Genomic DNA, 24,894 nt, shown 5'->3' with positions numbered 1-24,894 from the left:
GTGGAAGACGAAGTGAAGACACCCTATCTTGATAAGTACACTGACAATTTGTCAGACAAAGTCTCAAAGAAGGTGGCTGATTACCAGGTTTATGGACGAGATAAAGAGGTTCAGGCCGTCATCGTTTCCCTTCTCAGGCGAACGAAAAACAATCCTGTCTTAGTTGGAGAGGCTGGAGTTGGGAAGACAGCTATTGTCGAAGGCTTAACTCTTGCTATCTTGCGTGGTCAGGTTCCATCTGCCTTAAAGGGTTTAACGGTACGCTCTTTGGAACTGTCTAGCTTAATGAGTGAAGAAGATGGTGGCTTCATAGCCAAGTTCAAGAAAATCATTGAGGAGATGGTTGCTACACGAGGACAGAATCTCCTCTTTGTAGATGAATTTCATACTATTGTTGGTGCAGGTGGCCAAGACGGTCAGGCTCTTGATGCAGGAAATGTTATCAAGCCAGTCCTGGCACGTGGCGACATTCAGTTGGTCGGTGCAACTACCTTAGATGAGTTCCATGACTATATCGAAACAGATAGAGCATTGGAACGTCGGGTCCAGCCAGTTATGGTAGAGGAACCGACTATTCCGCAAGCGATAGCGATTATCGAACAGGCAAAAGGCGTTTATGAAACATTTCATGGGCTAAAAATTTCTTCAGAAGCAGTTCGACAAGCAGTCCGTTTGTCTGTTCGCTATATTACAGATCGTTTTTTACCAGATAAAGCCTTTGATTTGATCGATGAAGCAGCAACTATTGCTTCAGTTGAAGGAAAAGAGAGTGTAACAGAAGTAGATATAGCCCAAGTCTTGAAGGATAAAACTGGTATTCCTGTTACGACAATTTTAAAAGGAGACCAGGAGCGGCTAGATGGTCTCAAGGAAAAATTGATGAGACGAGTCAAGGGTCAGGAAGAAGCGATTGATGCAATTGTTGATGCTGTGACCATTGCTCAAGCAGGCTTACAAGATGAAAACAGACCAATCTCCTCGTTCCTCTTCCTTGGTGCGACTGGAGTTGGGAAGACAGAGTTAGCCAAAGCCTTGGCAGAAGCACTTTTTGATGATGAAGATGCCATGATTCGTTTTGATATGTCTGAGTATAAACAGAAAGAAGATGTGGCCAAACTAATCGGAAATCGTGCTACGAAAACAAAAGGGCAGCTGACGGAAGGAGTCAAGCAGAAACCTTATTGTGTTTTGCTACTGGATGAGCTTGAAAAAGCGCACGGTGAAGTCATAGACCTATTTCTCCAGGTGCTTGCTGATGGGCGCTTGACAGACAGTACAGGTCGTCTGGTTAGCTTCAAAAACACAATTGTCATTATGACCACAAATAGTGGTGATAAGAAAATTATCAATAAGTGGGAATTAAAAGGCAATTTCAAAAATTTATCCGATCGTGAGTGGCTTCAGTTTGAGAAATCTATGGTCAGCGAGCTTCAAAATGAATTTAGACCAGAGTTTTTGAATCGGATTGAAAATAAACTCATCTTTAATCTCCTGGAGCGTGATGTTATTGAAGAAATCGCAGAGAAAAATTTATCTGAGATTGAAGCTAGGTTGAGCCAACAAAATGTAACGTTCTCTTATGAACCAAGTTTGATTCAGTATCTGTCGGACGTGGGAACCGATGTAAAGAATGGTGCACGGCCCTTAGAGCATTTGATTAAACAAAAAGTATTGCCACCGATTTCGGCTAAGATTCTATTGTTGGATAGGAGTAAACAAACTTACAATGTTCATTTATGGGTGGAAGGGGAGGCACCAGATGGCCAACATCGCAAAGACTTGAGGCATATCAAACTAGATATTGAAGGAGAAATGGATTCTCTCTTCAGCTGAAAAATATTTTTCCTGCGATTTGTCCTCTTAACGCAGGAATGTTATTTATCCCTTACACTAATCATGTCAATAAAAATAAGGAGGGCTTCTATGAAGGACACATTGACAAATTATTTCGGTGAAGTGAAGACCAAAGGCAGGAACTACTTGCTCAGTCTATCACTCTTTCTATCAGGTATCTTGACAAATACCGTCTATGCAGATGATCCTTTCGCAAAAACAGAAGAGTTAGCACAACAAGGTATTACTAAAGTGCAAGGAATTGGTATCGTGATGTTTGGATTGGCTGTTGTAGTGACTGGTCTAATCTATGGGTTCGGTGGTCGTGAACTTAAAGCAGGGATTAAGAAGCATTGGGTAGCTATTGCTATTGCGATTATTGCTGTTTCTGCTGGACCAAGTATCATTGAGTGGTGCTTTAACTTTGTGAAGGGATAAGGTGGTTACAATGGCATTTATACCTTTTAAGAAAAGCAATAAATGCTTGGTGACAGATGACTTATTTCTTGAAGTGAGCTGGGAAGATGGTAAGTCTCCAGATGATGATAGTGAGCTTCTTGGTATTATTGAAGGACTGGACCAACAGTATCTAGATTCCTTCCAGCATACCATTGAAGAGTCGCTACCTTATCTAACCTTCCTGCAAGCAGAACGACTATTTCAGGCTTTAAAAGAGGTTTACGGTCAGGTGCAGCTGAAAAAGGTGGCTATTTGCCACCTGGAAGGAAGAGAGGCGGTCTCTGAAGGGGAAGTCTATGCCAGCCCTTTCATCATTGATCGTAGGTATCAGAATTTACTCTTACCACTGATTCAATCTATTATGACTGAACTAGATTTTCAGCATTATACTTACCAGGAAAAGCGTGAGTATTTCATCAACCAGATTTATCCATCTTATAAAGCTAGTCTGGGGCTCCCAGAGTCAGCCCTGCCACTTTTTCCAGAAGAAGGGGAACAGGTGCTAGGTAACTCCTATCAACCGAGTCCAGTATCGAGCGTTTCAATGAATGCAACTCCAACAGCCCCTCAACAAGCTCCTAAAACACAATCCCTGAAGAAGGTGTACCTACTCATGGGACTTATTGGAGTATTGGCTCTCGGAGGGATAGCTTCATCTATCATTGCATATACGCAACTGGCCAAGCAGAATGAACAGGTTGCTTATCTCTATCAAGAATTAAAGCATACCCAGCACTTAGTAAGTACGGAGCATCAAGTAGATGTCTTCAGTCGCTACTTTTTACCAAATTATTATTCTGGTCAAAAAGAAAACCTGGTGGATTTTCTGTCTGATGGAGATGCAAAGTATACTGTCCCTAAAATAGGAACGCTGCAATCGGTGATTCTGGAGCAGATGACTTATGATTCACATGCTAAGGAATATCAAGTTACCTATGTTCTTGCCGTCAAGCAGGAGGAGAAGACCACAAGTCTACGCCTTAGTTTCACGGTCAAAGTCTCGGAATCTAGTAAATACGGTTTTGTGGTGACCACAGAGCCAATGGAAACCAGTTATCTTAAATAAAAATGAAAGGAAATGCAACATATGAGAACCAAGGACTTATATGATGAAAATAACACACTGAAGCTAACCGTAGTATTTGGGTTGGCAACGGGGGCGGTCTTAACCTATGGTCAGCCTGCATATGCAGAGAACACCGCTTTAGAAACTTCTGCAACGGAAGTTGTGGCACTGCCAACTGATCCAGTTACCCCTGTTCCAGAGGACAATGCGGGGGATGATTCACCAGCTGAGAGCGAAACGACTGTCGATGTTCCAACTGTTCCAACTGATTCAACTGTTCCAATGACACCAACGAATACGACGGAAGAAATTCCAGTCGATCCGACATTGCCAACGGAAACTTCTGGTGAGACAACAGAAACGCCTGAAGCACCAAAGGAGTCAGAAACTCCAACTACCCCAGGGATGACTGAGACACCAACTGACTCTACCGTTGTTCCTCCAAGCGAGCAACCAAACACAACAGAACCGTCAACGGCAGTTGTAACTGACAACCAGCCTACAACACCGACTACGCCACAAGCAACCGAAAATAACAACACTCAAACGGCACCATTACAGCCTCAAGTAGATCCATCTCCTACGGTTGAAGAAGATTTTGAACCAATCGTAACGGACCAAGGCTACACTGTTATCAGTACTGAGAATAGTGTTGTTACGGTTGCTAACGTCGATGGTACAAAGTCGACAGGGAAAGCTGAAGACTTTGGTGGCGTAACTAATCAAAACGGAACCGTTTCTTTCATTACGAAAGAAGGGAAGAAGGAAACCTTGCCAGAAACAGGGGTGGTTGAAAATATAGCGCTAACCTTACTAGGATTTTTACTCCTACTATTTGGATTTACTATTTCTGGTAAAAATAATACGTCAGAATCACGCTACATTTACTTGTAAAATCAGAAAAGGATGAGATTTAAGGTATGAATAGAAAAGAACTTTTTAGCAAATCGGCAGAAACTCAAGCGCGGCAGCGTTTGGTAACCACGAAGGCTTATGGTCTCGTATCAACAATAGCTCTTGCAGGTGCCCTTACTGTTGCTGGCGCTAATACCGTATCAGCAGATGAAGTAACGACATCAGTTGCGACGGAGACAGTGGTCACAACGGATAATCCAGCTACTAACCTGGTTGAAGTTCAGCCAGCTACACCAGTTGAAAATACAGACCTTCAAGCCCATGCCAATACAAATACTGGGGCAATTGTAACACCTGTTGAAACACCAGCGCTTGATCGAGCAGTTGCAGAGGCAGAGGCAAACGGTGTAGTTGTGACCAAGGGTGAAATAGCGGTCCATGATAGCCTTGAAGCCGCTCAAAATGATACTGCCAATCAGGAAGCAGCTGTAAAAAATGCAGAAGCCGAAAAGGTTGAAAACAACGAAGAAATCGCAGCCGCAAATGCTACGAATGCTCAAATCGATGCAGACAATGCAGCAGAGGCAAAACGTGTTGAAGAAGCCAATAAACAAGGTCAAGAAGCAACAGACCAGCGGAACAAAGCTGGCCAGGAAGCAGTAGAGGCACGTAACAAAGCAGGTCAAGAAGCAGTTGATAAACGCAACGCAAACGCTCTGGCAGAATGGGAAGCTAACAAAGAAACCACCATCGCAGCTGATGCAGCAGCACTGGCTGGCTATAACGAACGTAAAAAAGCAAATGAAGAAGCTAACGCAAAAGGTCAAGCTGAAGCGGATGCAAAAAATGTAGCATTGAAGGCTGAGTATGACAAAGCTCTCAAAGAATACAATGACTTGCTTGCTGACAATGATGAAATTCAGAAACGGAACGATGCCGCTGCAGCCGTCGCAAAAGCAGAAAATGAACGTTTGCAGGCGGAGTATCAGAAAAAGTTGGCAGACATGCTGGCCAAAACCAAGGAAAACGGCTATCTCAGTGAAGTCGTCGCTCAGAGCTTGATCTATAAATCTGAGCCAAATGTGACTATTGGAACAATTGAAGGTGTTACAAAATTTGTGAATCCTGAAAAGCGTCAAGAAGTTAGTGATGCAAACCGCAATCTGGTCCACACAGTATCTAGTTATTCCGAAGAAGATTATGTAGGTACTGTAGATTACTCAAATGGGACCACATTTCTTTTGAATGTTGGGCAAACAGCAACAGTAACATATGTAGGAGATTTTTCTGCTTCGGCTAATGGAGAAAAGATTACAAAAGTTGTCGCTCGCTATACAGCTGTTGCATCAGAAAAAGGAGCATCAATTGTGACTGTCTCTAAAGATCCGACTGAAACAGTCATCTTTGGTTCAGATGCAACGCAAGGCTTTGTAGGTGTCGGTGATGAACTCCATATTGAAAAAACATTTTATACTGCTTCTGGCAAGGTAGTTGCGACTAAAGAGAATCCGATTATTTTCTCTATTTCATCCATGAATTCCTTGGGAGAAGATAGTTATTTTGAGTATGTCAAAGGCTTAAGTTCGAACATGCGTTTCGTTGCGATTACTGGCAGTCAAGTTCAAGCCCATGATGGTAAAATCTATGCTAGTACATCTATTGATACCATTGCCCCGTATAGCGGTCATGATAGTATTGACTCACCTGTACGATATTACGGTTCAGGTGCTTTAGTTGCAGAAAGTGGAGATACATTTGGTTTAACAGTTGGAGCATCGAAGCATCAAACAGGGCACTGGTTCGCAATGAATACTAATGTCGCAGCACCAACAGTCACACCACCACCTCCTCTTAAAGAAGTAACCCCAGAGAAGCTGAAACCAGTTCCTGCTACACCACCAAAACTTGAAACGGTAACCTTTAACCCAACACCGTTCAATGAAGAACCACCAGCGCCATCTAAAATTCCAAACGAACCTACGTTTGAAACCTTCACTCCAGAGGTCTTTACCCCTGAAACGTACACGCCTACGCCATATACTCCTGAAGTCTTTGTTCCTGAAACATTTACACCAGAGGTATACAATCCAATCACACCAGTTGTGAAGCCACATGTACCTGTTCCAGAAGCAAAAACTATTAAAACAACGGTCCATCCAGTTGCGGTCAAGGATGCTCCTGCAATCACAAAAGACGTTGTCAATAATGAAGGCACTAGCATCAATGGTGAGTTGGTAGCTAAAAATTCAACTGAGACGTGGGTACTCAATCCAGGTACACTGAAGGCTGGTCGGGAAGCAATGACTTCCGTTGTCCTATCAGATCCTTTCCCAGCTGGAACAAAACTCTTCAAAGATGATACCGCTAAACTTAGTCCAGAGTGGTTAGTTTCCTATGATGAAACTGGCAAGGCAAGTGTGACTCTGTCTGCAAACGGACTTGCCAAAGTCAACGCAGACCTGTCTAAAGATTTCGTCCTCCCGACATTTAACGCCGTCTTCACTGTATTGAATGATGCTGCAACGTACAAGAACACTTACACACTGACGTTGACAACTAAGTCAGGCAAGACCTATACGGCAACGTCTAACACGCCAGTGATCTACACACCAGGTTCTGAGACTCGTACCTACAACGGTAACGTAGTCGTGCGCTACTTTGATGAAGATACAAACAAGAAAATTGCACCAAACCAAGTAGACCTTGAGGATGCCAAGGTTGGCACAGTATACAATACCACGGACCAAAAACAAGAAGTCATCGCCTATAAAGGCAACTTGTACAAACTTACTTCAAAAGTTGTCGGTACTGAAACTGGTAAGGTAACTGACGGAACTATCTATGTTGATTACTTCTACAAAGTGGTTGAAAATGAACGAGGTAAAGGTAACGTAGTCATCCACTATGTGAACGAAGATGAAAAGACAATCGCAAATGATGTTGTAGACTCTTCAAATGTTCCAACAGGTACAAGCTACGATACCACGGACCACAAACCTGTAAAGATTACAACTGAAGATGGAATCGAGTACGAACTGCTTCCTGAAAAGACAATGGGTCAGGAAACTGGAGAAGTTATAGAAGGAACTACGGAAGTGACTTACGTGTACAAACGTATCACACCACGTCCAGAGACGCCAACTCCAAATGATAGCTTGATTGAGCCAGAGAAGCACATTTATCAAGTGGGCCAAACAAGTGGGGCTAATTTAGATGGTCTTCAGTTGCTTCCAAACAAAACCTATTCTTATACTGCTGTAACAGATAACAATCAGTACAAGTCTCTGAAAGCTACTCAGGCAGAAATTCTTAAAGGCTTCCTACCACTGGTTGACGATCCTCAAGACAATACAGTTCTGTTTGACTTTTCTACCTTGAAGACAACCCTAGCTGATGGCCGTGACGTATCTTCTGACTTTGAAGTGCGGTCTTATGATAGTCTTGAAAAAGCGGATGCTGAAGTTGTAGCCATCCTAAAAGCTGCTGGAATTTCTCCAGACGGAAACTTCTCAGTTGTAGTTCCTAAGGGCCTTGATTTTGAAGGCTACTTTAACAAGTACATGTTCACTGGTTTGAACCTGTTCCATACCTTTGATATCAAGACAGGGGATTATACTGGAGACTTTAGCAATAAAGTATGGCAAGTTGACTTTGGAAATGGCTACGCAGGTAATACGGTAGAAAACAATGTGCCAAAACTGGACGGTATTAAGAAGATCCTGGAATCAATCGGATCTAATAAAGACCTGACAGGCGGTACCATTGAATTGGGTCAACCTTACCCAGCTAAACTTTCTTTCCCAGTTGTCAAGACAACGATCGATGGCAAGTTGAAATCACTTTATGGTATCGAAAACTTCGATGAAAACTTTGACGATTACAACGGTGAGTTTTATGCCTTCGCTTCAGGTGACATGAAACTCAAAGACGGTTCAATCATTAAACTAGATGAAGAACTGACTCGCTACATTGTCCAAGAGTTGATTCGAGATGAAAAGACTGGCCAAGTCGTGGCGGTTAAGTACACTGTGAATCCTGAGTTCTATGACCTTCTAGCAGAAGGAGAAGAAATCAAGATCGATGTCTACTCAATGTTGAAACGTATCGCTTACGGTGAAAATATTGAAAATGAGTGGACAGTCTATGTTAACGATGTTGAAGTAGATAAGGATATTGTTACGACCAACACACCTAAGCCTAGGGAAGAAACGCCAGAGGTACCAGAAACTCCTGTTACTCCAGGAACGCCAGTAGCTCGTGCGCAGACACTTCCTGCAACAGGTCAAGAAAGCTCTATGGCTTTGGCTGCACTCGGTGCAAGCATGGCAATAGCAGGACTTGGCTTAGCTCGTCGCAAGCGTGATTCTGAAGTTGACTAGCCTTTAATTGCAAAAATCCAGGTTCTTACAGGACTTGGATTTTTTGCAAAAAGTCAATGATAAAAAAAAACAAAAATCATTGACTTTGCAGATTTTATAGTGTATAATAGTATTGTCCTAGAAAAAGTGTAGGGTAAATAACAGCAACTGAGAAAGGGGGGAGCTTTATTGAAAAAGTTGCATCTCAAGCTATCCAGTAAGGCTCATGCAAGATTAACCAAATATATTGAAGAGCAGTACACAGTGCTTGAAACCACTAGAAGTAGGGATGGAACCTTGGAGATGACCATTAGGTCGAGGAGCGAAAAACCTCCTGAGGTAGAAGAGATTCTAGTAAGCGAATACCTTGCCTGGAAAAAGTTAAAACAAGAGAATCCTTCAGTTGGAACGTGGTACCATGTCCGACATGGAGAACCTTACGGGTTATCTGGATGGCAAGTTAAACGCATTCTAGAGAAAGCTGGGGTGTATGATCCTAGCTTACAAAATGGAACACACTATAAAATCAAAAATAAAGAAAGTTAAATAGGTGATAAAATGGAAAAGAAATTAGTTAAAGGTTTGGCAGCTGTGGGTCTCTTGACTCTTGGATTAGGTTCTGTGACAACTTATGCAGAAGAAACTACACTAACTCCAGAAGTTGACAATGCTCCAGAAACTGTACAAGCTGAGAAGGTTGCTGATGCAACTGTGACAGCAGAACAAGTTTCAGAAGCGAAAGCAGAATTGGATGGCACTACGCAAGAGGTAACTAAGGCGCAAGCTGACGAGCAAACTGCTCAAGAGCAAGCAACTCAAGCTAACAAAGACGTAGAGCAAGCCCAATCAGAAGTGACTGAAGCACAAGCTCTTGTAGCTGAAGTGACACCTGAAGTGATTGCAGCACAAGAAACTAAGGTAGTAGATACAAAGGCAGCAGTAACCCAAGCTGAAGAAGCGGTAACAGCTGCTGAATCATCTGTGACAGAATCAAAAGGCGCAGTAACTCGACAACAGACCGTTGTTGCTGAAGCGGAAAAAACTGTTTCCAAAGAGCAGGCCGATGTAGACCAAGCACAAGCTGAAGTTGACAATGCTCAAGCTATCCTAGATGGTACTGGACAGTCTAAGCTCATTGCAGAGAAAGAAGTAGCAGAGATTGCCGTTGCTGAAGCGGAAGCTGCTGTAACAGTAGCTGAAGGTGACCTGACAGTAGCGCAAGAAGCGGAAAAAACACGTGCCATCATGCTTGATGCCAGCGAAACAAGTCTCAGAAACAGAGGAGTTGACGTGGCTAACGCCAAGCAAGCTCTGGATCAATCAAACGTGACCGCTCAAAATGCGGCAACTGCCTTGTCAGAAGCGAACAAAGACTTGGCAGCAGCAACACAATTGGTTGACAGTTTGACTAAGGAATTGGCTAGCAAGAATACCATCACAGTTCCATCAGGATATGCTGATGCACTCAAAGCATTTGCAGCTGATAAATCAGAAAGCAACAAGGTAGCAGTCGCTAACGCATCTGCAACGGGAGTTTCGTTGAACCAATTCAAGTCACTAGACAGTGACAAGCAAATCGTTATCTCTGATGTCAACAACTTGTCTCAAGCACAACGTCAGGAGTTGACACTTTTTGCGGTTGACTTGATGAACCAAGTTCGCAAACAAGTAGGTACTTCAGCTGTTGTTGCTAATTTGTCTGCTATCTCATTTGCAGATGATGTAGCAAACACTTCAAAATCTTTAGGCCATGACTTGCAAGCTATCCCAGCCGCAGCAGGCAGAAAAGGATTAGACAGCACAGATGGCGTAAACTACTATGAGAACTTCTCATCTGGTTACTTTGATCCACGACAAACTGTTACGATGGATGACCTGAAGAAAGCAGTCTACAACACGATTTCTGAAATGCTGTTTGATGATGCAGACTCAAATTGGGGCCATTCAACTTCACTTGCAGGAGTTCGTACCACAACAAACTCCAAATATATCGGTCTTGATGTGAGCAAGCTTGACTATGAGTTTTCAACTGGAAATACAATGCCACTTGGACGAGTTCATATCCTGGGAGTAGCAGACAGTCAAATCGAAGATGCTAGCAAGTTTGACACTACTTCAAATCTATCATCACGCAACATTGATGATGAATTAGCAGCGGCTAAGTCTGCTCAATCAACTGCCCAAGCAACTCTCTCAAAAGCTCAAACAGCTGACTCTGATGCGAAAGCTGCTCAAACTTTGGCTCAGAGCAATTACAACAGCGCTCTAGTTGCTCAAACAAGAGCACAGGAGGAACTTTCCTACTGGCAAAATAAAACAGTACAAACTCCTGGAGCCCTTGCAGCACTTCAAACTGCTAAAGATAACCTGACAGCTGCTGAAGAACGTGCCAAGGCAGCACAGGATGCGGTAAATGCTTTCTCAGCCGATGTTGCGACTAAAAAAGCTAACCTTGATGAGAAGAAGGCTAAATTAGCAACTCAAAAAGCAGAGTTGCAAACTGTTAAAGCTAACTTGGATAAAGAAAAGCAAGAGCTTGAAAACTTGCAGGCTAAAGTCACTGAGTTTGAATCAACTCTTGCAAAAGCTAAGTCAGCTCTTGCAACCGCAAAATCTAACCAAGCAGCAAGTGAGAAACGCTTGAATGACTTGCTAAATGCTGATGACGTTCTTGCCAAAGCGCAAGCGAAATTAGATGCTGCTAAAGCTACCTTGGCAGAAAAAGCGGAGGCACTTGAAAAAGCTAAGTCAGTCCTTGCTGACTTGCTCGAAAAACAAACGATTGATCAAAAGAATTACGATATCCTTTTGGCCCGCTTTACAGCACTGGAAGAAGCGAAGCGTCAAGCAGAACTAGAAGCCAAACGAGTAGCCCTTGAGACAACAGGACAAGTTGCTATTCCAGTTGTAGATGTAGCAGGTAAAATTGTTGATTACGTGGCTGGTAACAAGCCAGCACCAGTAGGAACAACAAAAACTGTTGCTCGTCCAGTTTCTACCTCATCTAGCAAGAAGGCAGCATTGCCTGAAACAGGTGATGCAGGAAGCATGGGACTTCTGGCAGTAGGTTTGATGACTTTGTTCTCAGCAGTTGGTTTGGTAGACAAACGTAAGAAAGGTTAATCAATGCTAGAACTGTTGATTTTTTCAAAAAAGGTGACGAAGATTGTCAGACCTTTGCTTGTATCACTTATTTTGGTCGCAGCGGCAGCTTATGCCGTTACGACCTATACAAGTGAAGAGATTGCTGAAATCATCAAGTGGGGTACCCTTGGAATGTCCGCTATTTTGTTGGTCATTGGCAGCATTGTCGCAAGCGTAACCGAGGATTACCGTCGCTATATCAAGTACCCATATCGGTTGATTCTGTGGAGCGCCTCTCTGACTTTGTTGGGAATATTGTTATGGCAGACTGACGGAGTTCTTATCCTAGTAAATTCTGTTCCGTATCTGGTGGGGGCTTGGATTGTTCTTACGCTCTACCATAGACAATTTAAGCGATTGATTACAAGTCTTGTCTTGAAATCTGAGCTTGATGACGAGCTGGACTACATTCCACACGATATTGAGAAGTCAGCAGCGATGGTAGCCAGTCAGATGGGAAATTCCATTAAAGAAAAGTACCGAAGTAAAATTAAGACAGTAGCCCTCACTCCAGGTAGGAACGGAGACACAAAGCTGATGGATTTTCCAGTCGGATTTGTGACAAATAAAAAGCGCCCTTCAGTACTATTTGAATTGATCGCAGCACTAGAAATGGAGTGAGAAATGACAGAACAGCAAAAAGCAGTTATTACCAAGGAACAAGCTAGATTTTTGGCACATCTTGAGCTGAAAAGCTATGCTGTCAAAATGGATGCCATTGCCAGAGCAAATACAGAACTGACTTTTCAGAGTGATTATGACCGAGAAGAGTTTGTGAAGGCAGTCATGGCAGATGATTGGGTCATTGACACGGGCCATTATTTAATCAATGTATTGGCTCCTTTGCAGGAAAAAGGCTTTATCACTGCAACCACAAATAATAATCCATTATCAGGTGAAGTTGTGTATACTGTCACGGCCGACGTGGCGAAGGCGGCACTCTTTACCGAGGAGGAACTTGGAAGCATTAAAGCCTTGCAGCCATACGTTAAGACAGAATTTTTAATAGCGGAGTATGATGCCATTAAACGCTATGGCCATGTGATGGACTGGTTGAATGAAGCTGACCAGGGACCTGGGACAGTAGAGGAAAGCGAAGTAGCTTCTCCAGAAGGATTGACTGTTGCAGATTCCAGTTCGGAGGAGCCCACGGTACACCATGCCAAAGCCAATTATCGTATCAAGTAAGAGGAGGAGAAGATATGCAAACTTTTATTGCTGACGGAAGAGTAGCGAGCATTCCAGATGATGCTGTCGGCAGAACTTCTAAAGGAAATGCCAGCTTCAAATTCGAGTTTGTTTGTGATTCAAGTCTACAAGATGAACAAGGAAAACCAATACCAAGTTATTTCCATGTTCAGATATATGGCAAACAAGCTGAAGTGATGGCTCAAAGTCTTGTAAAAGGTTCTCCTATCCTAGTAAAGGGAGAAATTATCCAACGGCCTTATCAAGATAGTCAAGGCCAACGTCGATACTATCAATATATTTCCCCAGACCAGAATCGAGGGATCACTTTTCTGGAGACTAAGGATGCAGCCAACAGACGTAGACAGGGAATGCAGGTTCCACCACCACCGCCTACTGACTATCCAGAACCATTTGATTCAGGAGAACCCTTCTAAACTAACAAAGTAGCATGTGAGATAAACCACCCACGTGCTATTTTTGTTTTAATCAGGGTCCTGAAGCCGCTGTTTATATATAAAAAGTTATATAACTTTTTATATATAGTTTCTACTTGTCCCCTTAACGCAGAAAAGGCTAATATCCCTTAGACTAAGAGTGTGCAAAAATATAAGAAAGGATGGTTGCTTATGATGAAGCAACAAGTAGAATATCAATCAGATGATCTGATGGCTGATTCACTTCAAATAGAAAATTTCCTGAAGCAAGGTAGAACATGCCATCTATATACTGTTCAATTGGGCATCGAAGCAGGTATTAGCTCCTATCTAGAGCGTTACCAGCTAGCTTCCTCTCAGCAGAAATTCAAAATTTTCCTTTTCTCTACGCTATATGGTGAGAAAATCAAACGCTTTTTAGAAGATATGCGAGGTGAGCAACGTGTTTAGTTGGCTAGAAGCGATTTATTACACTCTGGTCCAGCTTGCAAAGATTAATCCCTTTAATGCAATACTCATAGTCAGTTTTGTCAGCTATCTTTGTTACCAGGGGGTTAGGACTATCAGGAAGCCATTGCATGACTTTCTTCAGGTGATGAAAGGCTTTATAGATAATAAAGATATCATAAAACAATACTTCATGGACAAGAAGGAAGCGCTGCTACATCCCTGGAGACATCGACGTGAGGTTGACTGGGGCTCAGCTGGAAAAGAAATAGGGAAGAAAGCCTGGCGATATTTTAAACGATGTGCAACAATTGTTCCCTCATTCTTGTTCCTGCTCCTGGGGAATATTCTTTTTCGGCTCATCTACAAACTGCCCTTTGTTCAACCAGACAGGAAGCGTTTCGACAAAGAAATGAAGCCTCTGCTATATTTCAAAAATGTTCGTAGCTTTGTGCTTATGGGGATAGGGTTTAGCTTCATAGCCTTTATTATCACAAACTATTTTGTGACTGTATTAAGGGCAGCAATTCGTTTTCTTTATTTCTCGGTCATGAGTTTGCGAGATAGTAGCCTAGTAGCTAGCTTTGACATCGATAGCTTGTTAATTCAAAACCTATTCAATGCTGGGGTATTTGTGATTGCTCCAATTCTGGCAGTCCCTATCTTTCTGGTTAGTTTGGTGATAGCTTGGCGATCAGCTTGGGTAAACTTTGAGCAGTATCGAGACTATAACCACAATGAAGAAGGTGATGATCGCTTTGCGACAGTCAAGGAAATCCACCAACAATATAAGAAGGTTCCAAACAAGACAGAAACCTATCCAGGTGAAGGAGGGGTTCCTGTTCTCCACGAAACAAGGAAGAGCCTATCAGGACTAACTCTAGGTTCTCAAATGCTCTGGCAAAATCGTACGTTTAGCCGTTATCTGACGAACGCAGAAAGAATACTAGGGATCTATTCCAAACCTTCAGGGGACTATTATATAGAAGACAGCACAACAAACATGCTGGGTATTGGTATGACTCGTTCAGGTAAAGGTGAGGGCCATATCACGACAACAATTGATATTAATAGTCGGGCTGAGATACAGCCGTCTATGGTCTTGGCTGATCCGAAAGGTGAGCATTATCAATCCTCTTACAAAACCATGCGTCGACGTGGTTATGATGTCAATGTCCTATCTTTCCAGAATATGGACTGGTCAATGTCTTATAACCCTCTAGCTCTAGCAATTGCAGCTGCAAAGAAGGGCTACTATGAAATGACTCAGACAAGGGTAAATGCAGTCGCTGAAGCAATCTATCGTAAAACAAAACCAGGTGTTGGCAATGGTAACGCAAAATACTGGGAAGATACGTCTATTTCCCTCTTCAATGCGATTGCTATGGCTTTAATTGATCGTGCTAATGAAACCTTTAAGAATGGAGAAACGGATGCTTGGGACACGGTCACTGTTCGTAACATTGCCAAGTTTCTAACTGATTTGGGTTCAGAAGAAGTATTTGTTAATGACTTTGGAGAAATCGTTGAGAATCCAGACCGTGATCAGCCAGTTAAGAAGAAATCAAAAATAACAGTTTACTTTGATAACTTACGTAAGATTAACCAGGAACAGTTTTCTAAGTTTAGAGATATGGCAGACTTGAACTTCAGGTCCTCAGATTTTGCCTCTGAAGAGACCAAGGGGAACGTCTTCTCCAGTATGATGTCTGGAATCAACCTCTTCTTACAAGACAATATTGCCAAGCTCACGTCTAAAAATTCTATTGACTTGGAATCGGTTGGTTTCCCACGTCGCCTGTCGATTAAGTTCCGATCAAGCTCTAATGTCGCTATGCGTAACGAATACGCCCACAAGACGGCCAAGGTTACGATTATCAGTCAAACAGCTTGGGGCAAATCAACTAGACAAGTTGTTCACGTAAACGCAGCTACGGCTCTTATCGATGGAGAGGGCTATCTAACCTATGTGATTGAGCCAAAACTTCCTGATAAGTTTGTAGTAACGATCGATTTTGATCATGAGAACGATGATGACTCTATTATTCGTGATAGCACCTTCCAATTTTCAGCTGAAAAAGTTTATAAGAAACTTGGTAAGGTAGTTGCTCTGGACGAGTATACGAAGAAACCAATATTGGATTATATCAAAGTCTCCATCCTAGATAAGCAAGCAGACAGTCTTCTCCAGGAAGAGGATATTGAGTTTGTGTATTCAGATAATCCAAAAGTGATTTACCTGGTCACACCGCCAAACCGAACAGAATACAACAGTATTGTATCTCTGTTCCTGGATCAGCTGTTTAATGCCAATTATGAGCTGGCCCTGTCGAATGGTCGTAAATGTGTTAATCGCATCCTCCATATTCTAGACGAGTTCACCAATATTCCAGCCATTCCTCATATGGACACCAAGATTTCAATCGGTCTTGGTCAAAATATCTTATACTATCTCTGGATTCAGAACCTCAAGCAGCTAACTGACAAGTACGGTGAGAATACTGCTGAAACCATTAAGGAGAACTGTTCGCTCACAGTTTATATCAAATCAACGTCTAGTACTACGAACACTTCCATTAGTAAGGACCTCGGTACTCGGACCATCACACGTCGGAGACGGTCAAGCAATATCCTAGATGAGGCTAATCCAAATGTAGCCATTGAAAATCCAAAACAGGAACTTCTAACGCCTACACAGTTAGCCAAGCTACAAGAAGGAGAAGCGGTTATCTTACGTGGAGTTAAGGGCCGTGACAATGTAGGTCGCAAGATAACAACGGACCCAATTTTCCTACACGAGAAAACCAGTCTACCGTATCGCTATATGTTCCTTCAAGAAGAGTTTGATCATTCGATGACCTTGGCTGATATTCCTGTAGAAAGTGGCCATAGAGAGCTTGACTTGCAGGATATTGCAGTAGGGGCCCAAAGTACCTTTGGTAAGATTATTGATTGGCGGATAGCTCTGACGGACCGTATGAGGACCAATGGAGAAACACCTAAATTGGCTACGAGAAGGCAGGAGAATAAACCATTGAGTCAGGCCCGTTTCACCTCTCCAGTTGAATTGACTCAAGCTGTAATTGCTGAAGTTTTCGATGATGAGGACGAAGATGACATTTTCTTTGTAGATGATGTTATATAACAAGGTAAATAAAAAGTTATATAACCATTGAGCGAACATAATATTTCTGTTATAATGAAGCCAAGAAATATCAAGGAGAGTTCACTATGAAGTTGAAACGTTATCTAAGTCTATTTGTACTTGGTATCGCTCTGGTTGTTTTGGCAGCCTGTGGTCAAAAAAACTCTGAGGACATTGTCAAAACTGAATTAAAGGATAGCTACGTTGGTTATTCAAGTTTTCCAGGGTATGATAGCTTAATCTTCACTGGGGGTGGACAGGAAATCGTTTTTGATAAGAAAAATCATAAACTGAAGTCAGGGGATGAAGAAGTTTATTATGAAGTCGTTCCTGAAGACAAACTATCTAGCTCTATGAAAGGAATATTGGCTTCTCATGAGTCAGAATTAAAGGGAGAACACTATTTCGTTATTAACGTTGGATATCATGAAGATGATATCTGGGGGAAATTAGGCGACCAGCTCTACTGTGTTGTTTTATCAGAGGAAGGACAATCAATTCGTATATTCGAGTTTGAAACTGGATATACCTCTGATGGTTATTTTGACTTTACAGGTGAAGCTGAGTAAAGGAAAAGTCTCAATTTGAGGCTTTTTTTCTTTCCTATGATTTGTCCTCTTAACGCAGGAATTTTATTTATCCCTTATGATGAGGGTATCATATAGAGAAAGCAGGTACCTTATGTGACTTATGATACTTACTCTGATCTGATCAATTCATTAGAAACAGGATTCTTGGATATTAATGGTGCGACAAATGGAAATATCACAGGAGAAAATGCGGAAAAGATGGCCTCCTTTTATAAATATTGGAGTAACTATCTGGATTCTACTCCAGCTTTTCTATCTTTCTTAGCTTATATTCCAGGTGGAATTGCCAAAGCCTTGTATTCTATTACAGCCAGCCTTGAACATGTCTTTAACAATATGTTCAAGCTCTTTGGTTTATTTGGCTACTTAGGTGATAGCAACACGGTTATAGGTCAGTTCTATTTTTGGTTCCAAGTTGTCGGAACCAGCCTCTTTAGCCTAATTCTTGTTGTTTCGGCTATCACTGGAGTCTTTACAAAGCCAGTCAAGTATAAAGGGGTGATTACTAATTTCCTCTTAGTTACAATGGTGACAGCAGTTCTTCCTTTAGCTTTGACGACTATATCGTCTGTCATGGCCCAAGATGCGATGAATATCCAGACGATTTCTAGCGATGCACCAGACGGAAGCAAGCATTATTCATCCTTGGCGATCCAGCCTATGAAGAACAATATCGTAGATCTCAAGGTACTGATTGACAATGACTTTTCAACGGAGCTTTTTCCTCTAGATGATTATGGCTACATTAAGCCACCAAAAGAAGGTTCAACACCCGTCAATAATATTACGGATAGTCTTGATAAGCGAGATACTAGCGACTTTGCAACACGAATTGATTTTGGGGCAACCTATGGATCTACTAGCTCTGGATTGTTAGATGTGATGGAAAAGAAACTTCCAGGAATAAAGGGATTGTTCTTGCATAAATTAAATGCCAATCAGGACGGTGTTGAGACTATCACACAACACCGTGTTGTCGGTCAGTTAAATGCCTTTGAGCCAGTCTATATGCGGTACAAGGTCAACTGGATAGGGATGTTCATGCAGTACATTATCCTGATTGTTTTGTTGATTTCTATGTCAATCAAGTTTGTTAAGTCGGTCTTCGATATTGTGGTGGAAGCCATGATTTCACCAATCCAAGGATACTCTTCCTTGTCCAACTCTAAGAAGTATAAAGAGCTTTTACGTACAATGGGAGGCGCACTGGCAGGTATCTTCTTTGAAGTTGTGATTATGCGTGTAACCCTTGAAATCTTCCGAGATTTGCCAACTTTGTCGGTTTCGGCAGTAACAAAACTTTCAGGCGGTTTCTTTGATGGACTGAACATGTGGGAACAGTGTCTAGCGGCCTCCTTGGTATATATTGGCGTTTTCCTGGCAGCCATGCAGGGAGTGACAATGATCGAACGTTGGTTGGGTGTTTCTACTGGCCACAGTGACACTGCACAGCAATTGCTAGGTGCGATGATGATGGGGAACGCTTTTGCGACTGGAGCGGGTGCAGTAGGTAACGGTGCTATGGCATTGGGTGGTTTTGGTCTTGATATGGCTAAGAAAGCCCCAGGCGCAGTTGCAGCAGGGAGCAAAGTCCTTGGAAACAGTCTAGCAACGACAGGTGGCGGTATTCGAGGAGCTATCAACGCTGCTAGGGATCAAGGAGCCTGGAATGCAGCTAAAGGTGGTGTCAGCAACATGGTAGACCTGGCTGATGTGATGGGCAAAGAAGCAGTAGGTAAGGCGAAAGACTTTACAGGTGCTATAGCGGACAATTTAGGTAAAAAAGAACAAGCTGCTCATGATGCTGTCTACAAAGGTTTGAATAATGATGCGGTTCCGCCACGACCAGGTTTTAATGATAATGGGGAGTATACTTTAAATCCTTCAGGTCAGTACGGTGGTGAAGGACTATCTCCTGAAGCTCCTTATGAATCCCAGGCGGTTGACAAGGGCGATAGTAGTCCGAATGACGGAGGTATTACCGATCCAAACATACAGTCAGCAGAAGTGTCTGACAACACCGACAGCGGTCCAAGTGGTGGAGGTATTATAGATCCAACGGCACCGCCTACAGAGCCAACTGGTGAAGCCTTTGGAGGCATCAGTGACCCAACTGGAACTCCCTCAGGAATATCTGGTAACTCCTCTGGTGGAATTAAAGACCCAGCTTCTTCATCTGAAAAAAGCACTCATCCAATTGAAAATAGCCCACTTCCAAATAATCCCCACAACAACTCTCGACCAACTGGCGGTTCAACCCCTCCTAGACGTAGTCTCGATCAATCGATGCAGCAAATGAACTACATGAAGCACCAAATGCAGCAAGCAGGTCAATACATGCAAGGTCAATCGCATATCAGCGGTGCAGAGATTGATGAAAATGAGGAGTAAATCAATGTTTGATGTTGCGGGTAAGGTTATTGTGATCACAGGGAGTTTACGCCCAATGACCAGGCAAGATGTGATTGCCTTTCTGGAGCGTAGAGGGGCGGTTGTTCAGAATTACATTTCGGCTCAAACAGATATTCTTATTGCTGGTCATAAGCAATTAAATCTCTTTGATCCTGATAAACGTTCCAAGAAATATGAGGCTGCTATGTCTAGAATAGCAGAAGGCCAGTCAATCATCATTTTGTCAGAAGAAGAATTTTTCAATATGGTTAAAGAGTCTCAGCTTTGAGGCTCTTTTTATGCATAAAGATATATAACTTTTTATATAACAAATATCGTGATTGTCAGCTAGGCAGTTTGTCCTCTTAACGCAGGAAATGTCATTATCTCTTATGATGGAAGTATTAAGAGAAAGGAATTAGATATATGGATGAAAAATACGGTGTTCCACGTGACATCTATGCCAAAGTAAAAATTATAGGGCTCTTTATGGCTGATATAGTCTTTGTAGGAGGTTCAGCGGTTGCTGCGGTATCTGTTGGGACGAAGATATTTCCAACTGGCCAGTGGCCACAGTTGCTTGCTTTTATTCTCTTAACACCTCTGATGTGCCTTTACTTGGTTCTACCAACAAATGGTGGAAAGAAAAATTGGCATAGTATGCTTCTCTTTTTCAGAAGACGAAGGAAACGTTATATTAGCCTTAATTATCAAAGAAGGGAGGTTCACTAATGGCTATTAAGCAAGCACAAACACAGCCAATTGAAAAACGTCCGTTGGGACGAAAACAGGATACGAAGAAAGGCGGTCAAGAGTATTTTGACCTTCATTCCTGTGTGGAACTGCTCGATGTCAAATCAATCATTGATAACCGTCAAGCTTATATTCAATTGGTTGATTATGGCTATCTTCAGCTGATGGAGATTCCAGGGAAAGACTTGGGGTCGCTCTCTTATAACGAGATTAGACGTACTCTTGATAACTTTGAAACCTGGCTAACCAACTTTAACACAGATATTCAGATCGAGACCACGACTTTGCCAACTAACACTGATACTCAGATAATGGATCTTCGACACCATTTGAGCAAGGTTCGGCAAGAAAAAGCGAAGTTGCTTCCTGACTCTCGCCGATACTTGCAACTATTGGATCGTGAAACATTGCTTATCAATGAAATTCAGGTTGAGGAGAGCATTCAACAAGAAATTTATAATACAGAGTTTATCCTCTGGCTCTTTGCACCTACTACAACAGAACTAGACGATCTGGTCCGTAAGGCCAAGACGAATGGAAATGGCGATTTTGTTCCACGTGAAATTACTAGGGTTAAGAAGGAACAAATTATCAAGCAGTATAACAACATGAATGAAAAGGTTTAAGAAGGGAAGGATAAGATGCCAGAACTATCAAAGCGTAGACAGAGACAGTTAAAAGCCCAGGGATATGACCTGGCCTTTCTCAGTCGGATTCAACCACAAGGAAATATTGATTTCAAAAAGGATGACCGTTCCTGGGTAAGTGGAGATGGCTACCATACAGTGCTTCATTTTTATGAGTACCCCTCAGAAGACTTGGACCGTTTTTGGTTATCCGACCTCATGCTGATTCCAGGAACACGTTCTTTTCTATCGCTTTACCGTGCAAATAATAAGGAACTGAAGGAAGACATAAAAGATGCCATCGAGGAAAAGTCAACTCGTATTACAGGCAACAGCAAGATCGTTGATAACCAGCGAGAAATGGATGAAATTAAAGATTTGACTCAATTGGATAGAGAGATCTCCAAGAAGAATATTGCAATGCTTGGTATGTATGTTCGGAATTATTCTTCAGCATCGACTAAAGAAGGTCTCTTTAAGAAAGTAGAGGACATTAAAGATAAGACTTCTAACTTCAAATCAACAATTCTCTCAGGTGAATTGGATTTTGAGTACCATGCACCATTCATACCAGCACAATATCAAATAGATTTGCCTAATCATAGAAGAGGTATTCCGATTAGAGCACGTGATTTGGCAGGTGGATACTTCTTTAACCATACCAAGCTAGAAGACCAAAGGGGTGTCTATATGGGATGGACACCGACCAAGGGAGCTGTAAACTTCAATTTCCTAGAACGGGATGAACGTCGGACTCGCTCGTTTATGATTATTTCAGGGAATCCGAAGATGGGACAACGCTCCTTCCTTCTGAAGCATACAGACGGCCTCTATTCCAAAGGAAACTATATTCGTAATTTTGATGCCAATGGAACATTCCTAGATCAAACAAGGCAGCAACATGGCATCATACTTGATTTATCAGGTGAAGCCAACCGCATTAACATTTTTCAGGTGTTTCCAACAGTTACCAACGAGGCAGGGACAGAAGTTGATAAGAAGAAATCCTATAATCTTCATATTCAAAAACTCAAGAGCATTTTCAAGCTACTTAATAGTGAAGTAACAGGTGATGATCTGACGACTTTTGGCGATATGCTTAATGAATTTTACATTGAAGAAGGCTTGTGGGCCCGTAATCCTAAGCTGAATCCAGAGAGACTGAAGGCTACGGACTTGGTAAACGAAGAATATCCTATCCTATCTGATTTTATTTTGTATGCAGAGGACTATAAGCGTAGTCTGATGAGCCAAAGTAACCCTGATGAAATAGAAATTAAATCAGTCAATCGTATTCATAAGACCTTCAATGAACTGCTAACAACAAATGCTGAGATGTTTGAAGGTACAACAGAATTTCAGGACATTTCTTCGGAGCAAGTAGTCACCTTTGACTTTTCAGGATTGAAGGGGACACCGCATTTGCTCAATGCTCAGATCTTTTCGGTTCTATCTTTGGTATCAGCTGATATTGTCAATAATGGTAAACGCTGTAAGCAGCTCATCAAGGCTAATCCAAGTCTGACGGAAATGGATATGGAGCATTATATTGTGAATATCAGTGAAGCTCAAACCTTGATTAATCCCAAGTATGAAAGCAGTGTGGAATTGCTAGCTGATATGATTGATTCTATGGGAGAGAACTTTGCAGGTGTAGTGTTGTCAGTGAACTCACTGAGAGGTATCCTTTTTGAATCAGGAATCGGTACTCATAAGGATCCCTACGTGACAGCAGTCCAGCGTATCTTTGGATTGATGCAGTATCGTGTGTTTGCACAAACAGATGAGACAAGCATTCCTCTGCTTGCTAATGCTCTGGCAGGGTCTATGAATCAATCAGAGTTGGAAACACTGCCTCGATTGGCTAAGGGCCAGCTCTTTATGAACATTGCAGGAGTTGGGAACTTAGTCTTCAATCAACAATTATTAACACCAGAAATTCAACGTTATGGCGGCATTCAGTAGAAAGGATGAGGGTATGTCAAATAAGAGACCTTACAAACTTGGACCAATTGCAAGACGAAAACAAGCTATCAATAACTATTTTACGGTCCGAAGAATTAGAAACCAAGAAATTAGAGAGTATTTTGCCTCTGAAGGAGAATCTGATCCTGAACGTTTGGCTGCTCAAGAAGCCCGTGATCGAGAGTTTCTAAAAAGTCTGAAGAAGTTAGGTATCGGATTCATTGTCTTTCTAATGTTCTATGCTGTCATAAAAACTATTCTAGGCTTGTGGTAGAAAGTAGGGGCACGTGAAAAAAGTCGTATTCTTAAAAATACTGGTTCCGCTGATTTCATTCCTTTTTCTAATCAGTATAGGCGTAACGATATTAGTAGGGGTTTTAGGTGCTGCTATTGGTGGGACACAAGAAAATTGTTCAACGGAAATAGTAACATCGACCTCTACGCAGTCTTCTGTATATTCAGGTGACGGTTCCATCGATTCATTTGTTAAGGAGCACAAGGAGGCTTATATCCTCTCCTGGAAGGCAGGTGGTTTTTTGCCATCTGCCTCCATTACTCAAACGATGATTGAAAATGGATTCAATTTCTCTAATCCTAACGGCACTTCTTTCTGGCAAGCTCACAATATGGGAGGGGTAAAAACCTCTACGAAGAGTGACTTTCCAGTTACAATTGCCACCTATGGCGAAGATAGTGTGGACCTATCGGGTACTAAGCCTGGGGCCAATGTTGGAGATGGAACAGGTGGAGCTTATACCTGGTTTTCAAGTTATGCAGCAGGGATCGTCGGTAAGGCAGAGTTTATGGCCCATCAGACTCTCTATACTGGAGCGATCAATAATACAGACGGCATTGCTACTTTAAGTGCCATTGCTGATGGTGGATGGGCTACAGATACCACTTATAAGACCAAGCTGATAGATATGTATAACACCTTTGGTAAAAAGTACCAGTGGTTGGATAAAGAGGCTATCAGTGCTCATGGAGACAAGCCATACAAGGCTGGTGCTAGTTCTGGTGATAGTAGTCCGTCAGATACTTTCACAAGTACAAGCAAAGATTGTAGTGACTCTTCTTCAGCTGTCGCTACTGATGGGACAGGGAAGGTTCCAGCAGATGCAACTGCCTGGGGCTATAGTCCAGATAATATTCCAGAGAGTTTGAAGCAGTATATTATTGACCCGAAAAGTCTCGGTATGGCATACGCAAGCTCTACGGGATGGTTTAACCCAGGTAGTGATTCTTTAGCAGGTCAATGTGTCAACCTAACTATCAGCATGGGTAATCACCTCTGGGGTCATTCAGGATCTGTTATTGGAAACGGGAAAGACCAGGCTGCAGCTTGGGCTAACATCTTTGGAAATACTGTTACAACAACACCTAAAAAAGGAGCTATCTTCTCTACGCAGACTGGAGGCGGAGGATATGGCCACACAGGGATTGTCTGCCATGTGTTTGAAGATGGTTCAATCTTGATTGTAGAACAAAATACAGTGCTATCAGGTTGGGATTATTTCAAGAAGCCTTATACCTGGAACTACCGTGTATGGAGTCCAGAACAGCAAAAGGCAGCGATCACTACCTTTGCCTACCCAGATGGTAAAGAACCAAAGCTAGGAAAGTAGAAGGATAAATCA

General features: G+C 42.3%; 20 protein-coding genes. All 20 read left to right on the top strand.

Annotated elements, in window-relative coordinates; translation table 11 throughout:
- The 20 genes from CWM22_09075 (at position 1) to CWM22_08980 (ending at position 24,882) form a co-directional block, all read left to right on the top strand.
- A complete protein-coding gene (locus CWM22_09075; GenBank protein AUC92039.1) occupies positions 1-1,833 on the top strand; it encodes an ATP-dependent Clp protease ATP-binding subunit in 1,833 nt (610 codons plus the stop codon).
- A gap of 90 nt (positions 1,834-1,923) precedes the next feature.
- A complete protein-coding gene (locus tag CWM22_09070) occupies positions 1,924-2,271 on the top strand; it encodes a conjugal transfer protein TrbC (protein ID AUC92038.1) in 348 nt (115 codons plus the stop codon).
- Positions 2,272-2,281: 10 nt separating this feature from the next.
- Entirely contained in the window at positions 2,282-3,358 is a 1,077-nt protein-coding gene (locus CWM22_09065; protein AUC92037.1) for a hypothetical protein, read from the top strand.
- A 21-nt stretch (positions 3,359-3,379) separates the two neighbouring features.
- Positions 3,380-4,252, top strand: coding sequence for a hypothetical protein (locus CWM22_09060; GenBank protein AUC92036.1), 873 nt, complete (start codon positions 3,380-3,382; stop codon positions 4,250-4,252).
- A gap of 26 nt (positions 4,253-4,278) precedes the next feature.
- Positions 4,279-8,592 carry a hypothetical protein gene (locus CWM22_09055; protein ID AUC92035.1) on the top strand — a complete coding sequence of 1,438 codons (4,314 nt, stop codon included), beginning with the start codon at positions 4,279-4,281 and terminating at the stop codon, positions 8,590-8,592.
- A 168-nt stretch (positions 8,593-8,760) separates the two neighbouring features.
- On the top strand, positions 8,761-9,117 hold the full coding sequence (locus CWM22_09050; protein ID AUC92034.1) for a hypothetical protein: 357 nt from the start codon (positions 8,761-8,763) through the stop codon (positions 9,115-9,117).
- Between the two features lie 12 nt (positions 9,118-9,129).
- A complete protein-coding gene (locus CWM22_09045) occupies positions 9,130-11,694 on the top strand; it encodes a hypothetical protein (protein ID AUC92033.1) in 2,565 nt (854 codons plus the stop codon).
- Positions 11,695-11,697: 3 nt separating this feature from the next.
- Positions 11,698-12,336: a hypothetical protein gene (locus CWM22_09040; GenBank protein ID AUC92032.1), complete on the top strand. Its 639-nt coding sequence runs from the start codon at positions 11,698-11,700 to the stop codon at positions 12,334-12,336.
- Between the two features lie 3 nt (positions 12,337-12,339).
- Positions 12,340-12,903, top strand: coding sequence for a hypothetical protein (locus CWM22_09035; protein AUC92031.1), 564 nt, complete (start codon positions 12,340-12,342; stop codon positions 12,901-12,903).
- A 14-nt stretch (positions 12,904-12,917) separates the two neighbouring features.
- Positions 12,918-13,340, top strand: a complete 423-nt coding sequence (locus tag CWM22_09030; GenBank protein AUC92030.1) for a single-stranded DNA-binding protein — start codon at positions 12,918-12,920, stop codon at positions 13,338-13,340.
- A gap of 192 nt (positions 13,341-13,532) precedes the next feature.
- The gene (locus tag CWM22_09025) at positions 13,533-13,790 is read left to right on the top strand and encodes a hypothetical protein (GenBank protein ID AUC92029.1); all 258 of its coding nucleotides are present in this window, start codon (positions 13,533-13,535) and stop codon (positions 13,788-13,790) included.
- Entirely contained in the window at positions 13,783-16,932 is a 3,150-nt protein-coding gene (locus CWM22_09020; protein AUC92028.1) for a conjugal transfer protein TraG, read from the top strand. Before CWM22_09025 ends, CWM22_09020 begins: the two co-directional genes overlap by 8 nt.
- A gap of 86 nt (positions 16,933-17,018) precedes the next feature.
- The gene (locus CWM22_09015; protein ID AUC92027.1) at positions 17,019-17,501 is read left to right on the top strand and encodes a hypothetical protein; all 483 of its coding nucleotides are present in this window, start codon (positions 17,019-17,021) and stop codon (positions 17,499-17,501) included.
- Between the two features lie 114 nt (positions 17,502-17,615).
- Entirely contained in the window at positions 17,616-19,913 is a 2,298-nt protein-coding gene (locus CWM22_09010; GenBank protein AUC92026.1) for a hypothetical protein, read from the top strand.
- Positions 19,914-19,917: 4 nt separating this feature from the next.
- Positions 19,918-20,202: a hypothetical protein gene (locus CWM22_09005; GenBank protein AUC92025.1), complete on the top strand. Its 285-nt coding sequence runs from the start codon at positions 19,918-19,920 to the stop codon at positions 20,200-20,202.
- Positions 20,203-20,339: 137 nt separating this feature from the next.
- Positions 20,340-20,645 carry a hypothetical protein gene (locus CWM22_09000; protein ID AUC92024.1) on the top strand — a complete coding sequence of 102 codons (306 nt, stop codon included), beginning with the start codon at positions 20,340-20,342 and terminating at the stop codon, positions 20,643-20,645.
- Positions 20,645-21,292, top strand: coding sequence for a hypothetical protein (locus tag CWM22_08995; protein AUC92023.1), 648 nt, complete (start codon positions 20,645-20,647; stop codon positions 21,290-21,292). Before CWM22_09000 ends, CWM22_08995 begins: the two co-directional genes overlap by 1 nt.
- A gap of 15 nt (positions 21,293-21,307) precedes the next feature.
- A complete protein-coding gene (locus tag CWM22_08990; GenBank protein ID AUC92022.1) occupies positions 21,308-23,257 on the top strand; it encodes a virulence factor in 1,950 nt (649 codons plus the stop codon).
- Between the two features lie 13 nt (positions 23,258-23,270).
- Positions 23,271-23,531, top strand: a complete 261-nt coding sequence (locus CWM22_08985; GenBank protein AUC92021.1) for a hypothetical protein — start codon at positions 23,271-23,273, stop codon at positions 23,529-23,531.
- A 13-nt stretch (positions 23,532-23,544) separates the two neighbouring features.
- Complete coding sequence (locus CWM22_08980) at positions 23,545-24,882, top strand: amidase (protein ID AUC92020.1); 1,338 nt, start codon at positions 23,545-23,547, stop codon at positions 24,880-24,882.
- Positions 24,883-24,894: the final 12 nt, after the last annotated feature.

The sequence above is a fragment of the Streptococcus suis genome (assembly GCA_002831545.1).
In the GTDB taxonomy this organism is placed as follows: domain Bacteria; phylum Bacillota; class Bacilli; order Lactobacillales; family Streptococcaceae; genus Streptococcus; species Streptococcus suis_P.
Note: the sequence above shows the minus strand (reverse complement) of the source record. Positions and strands in the feature narration are given on the sequence as shown.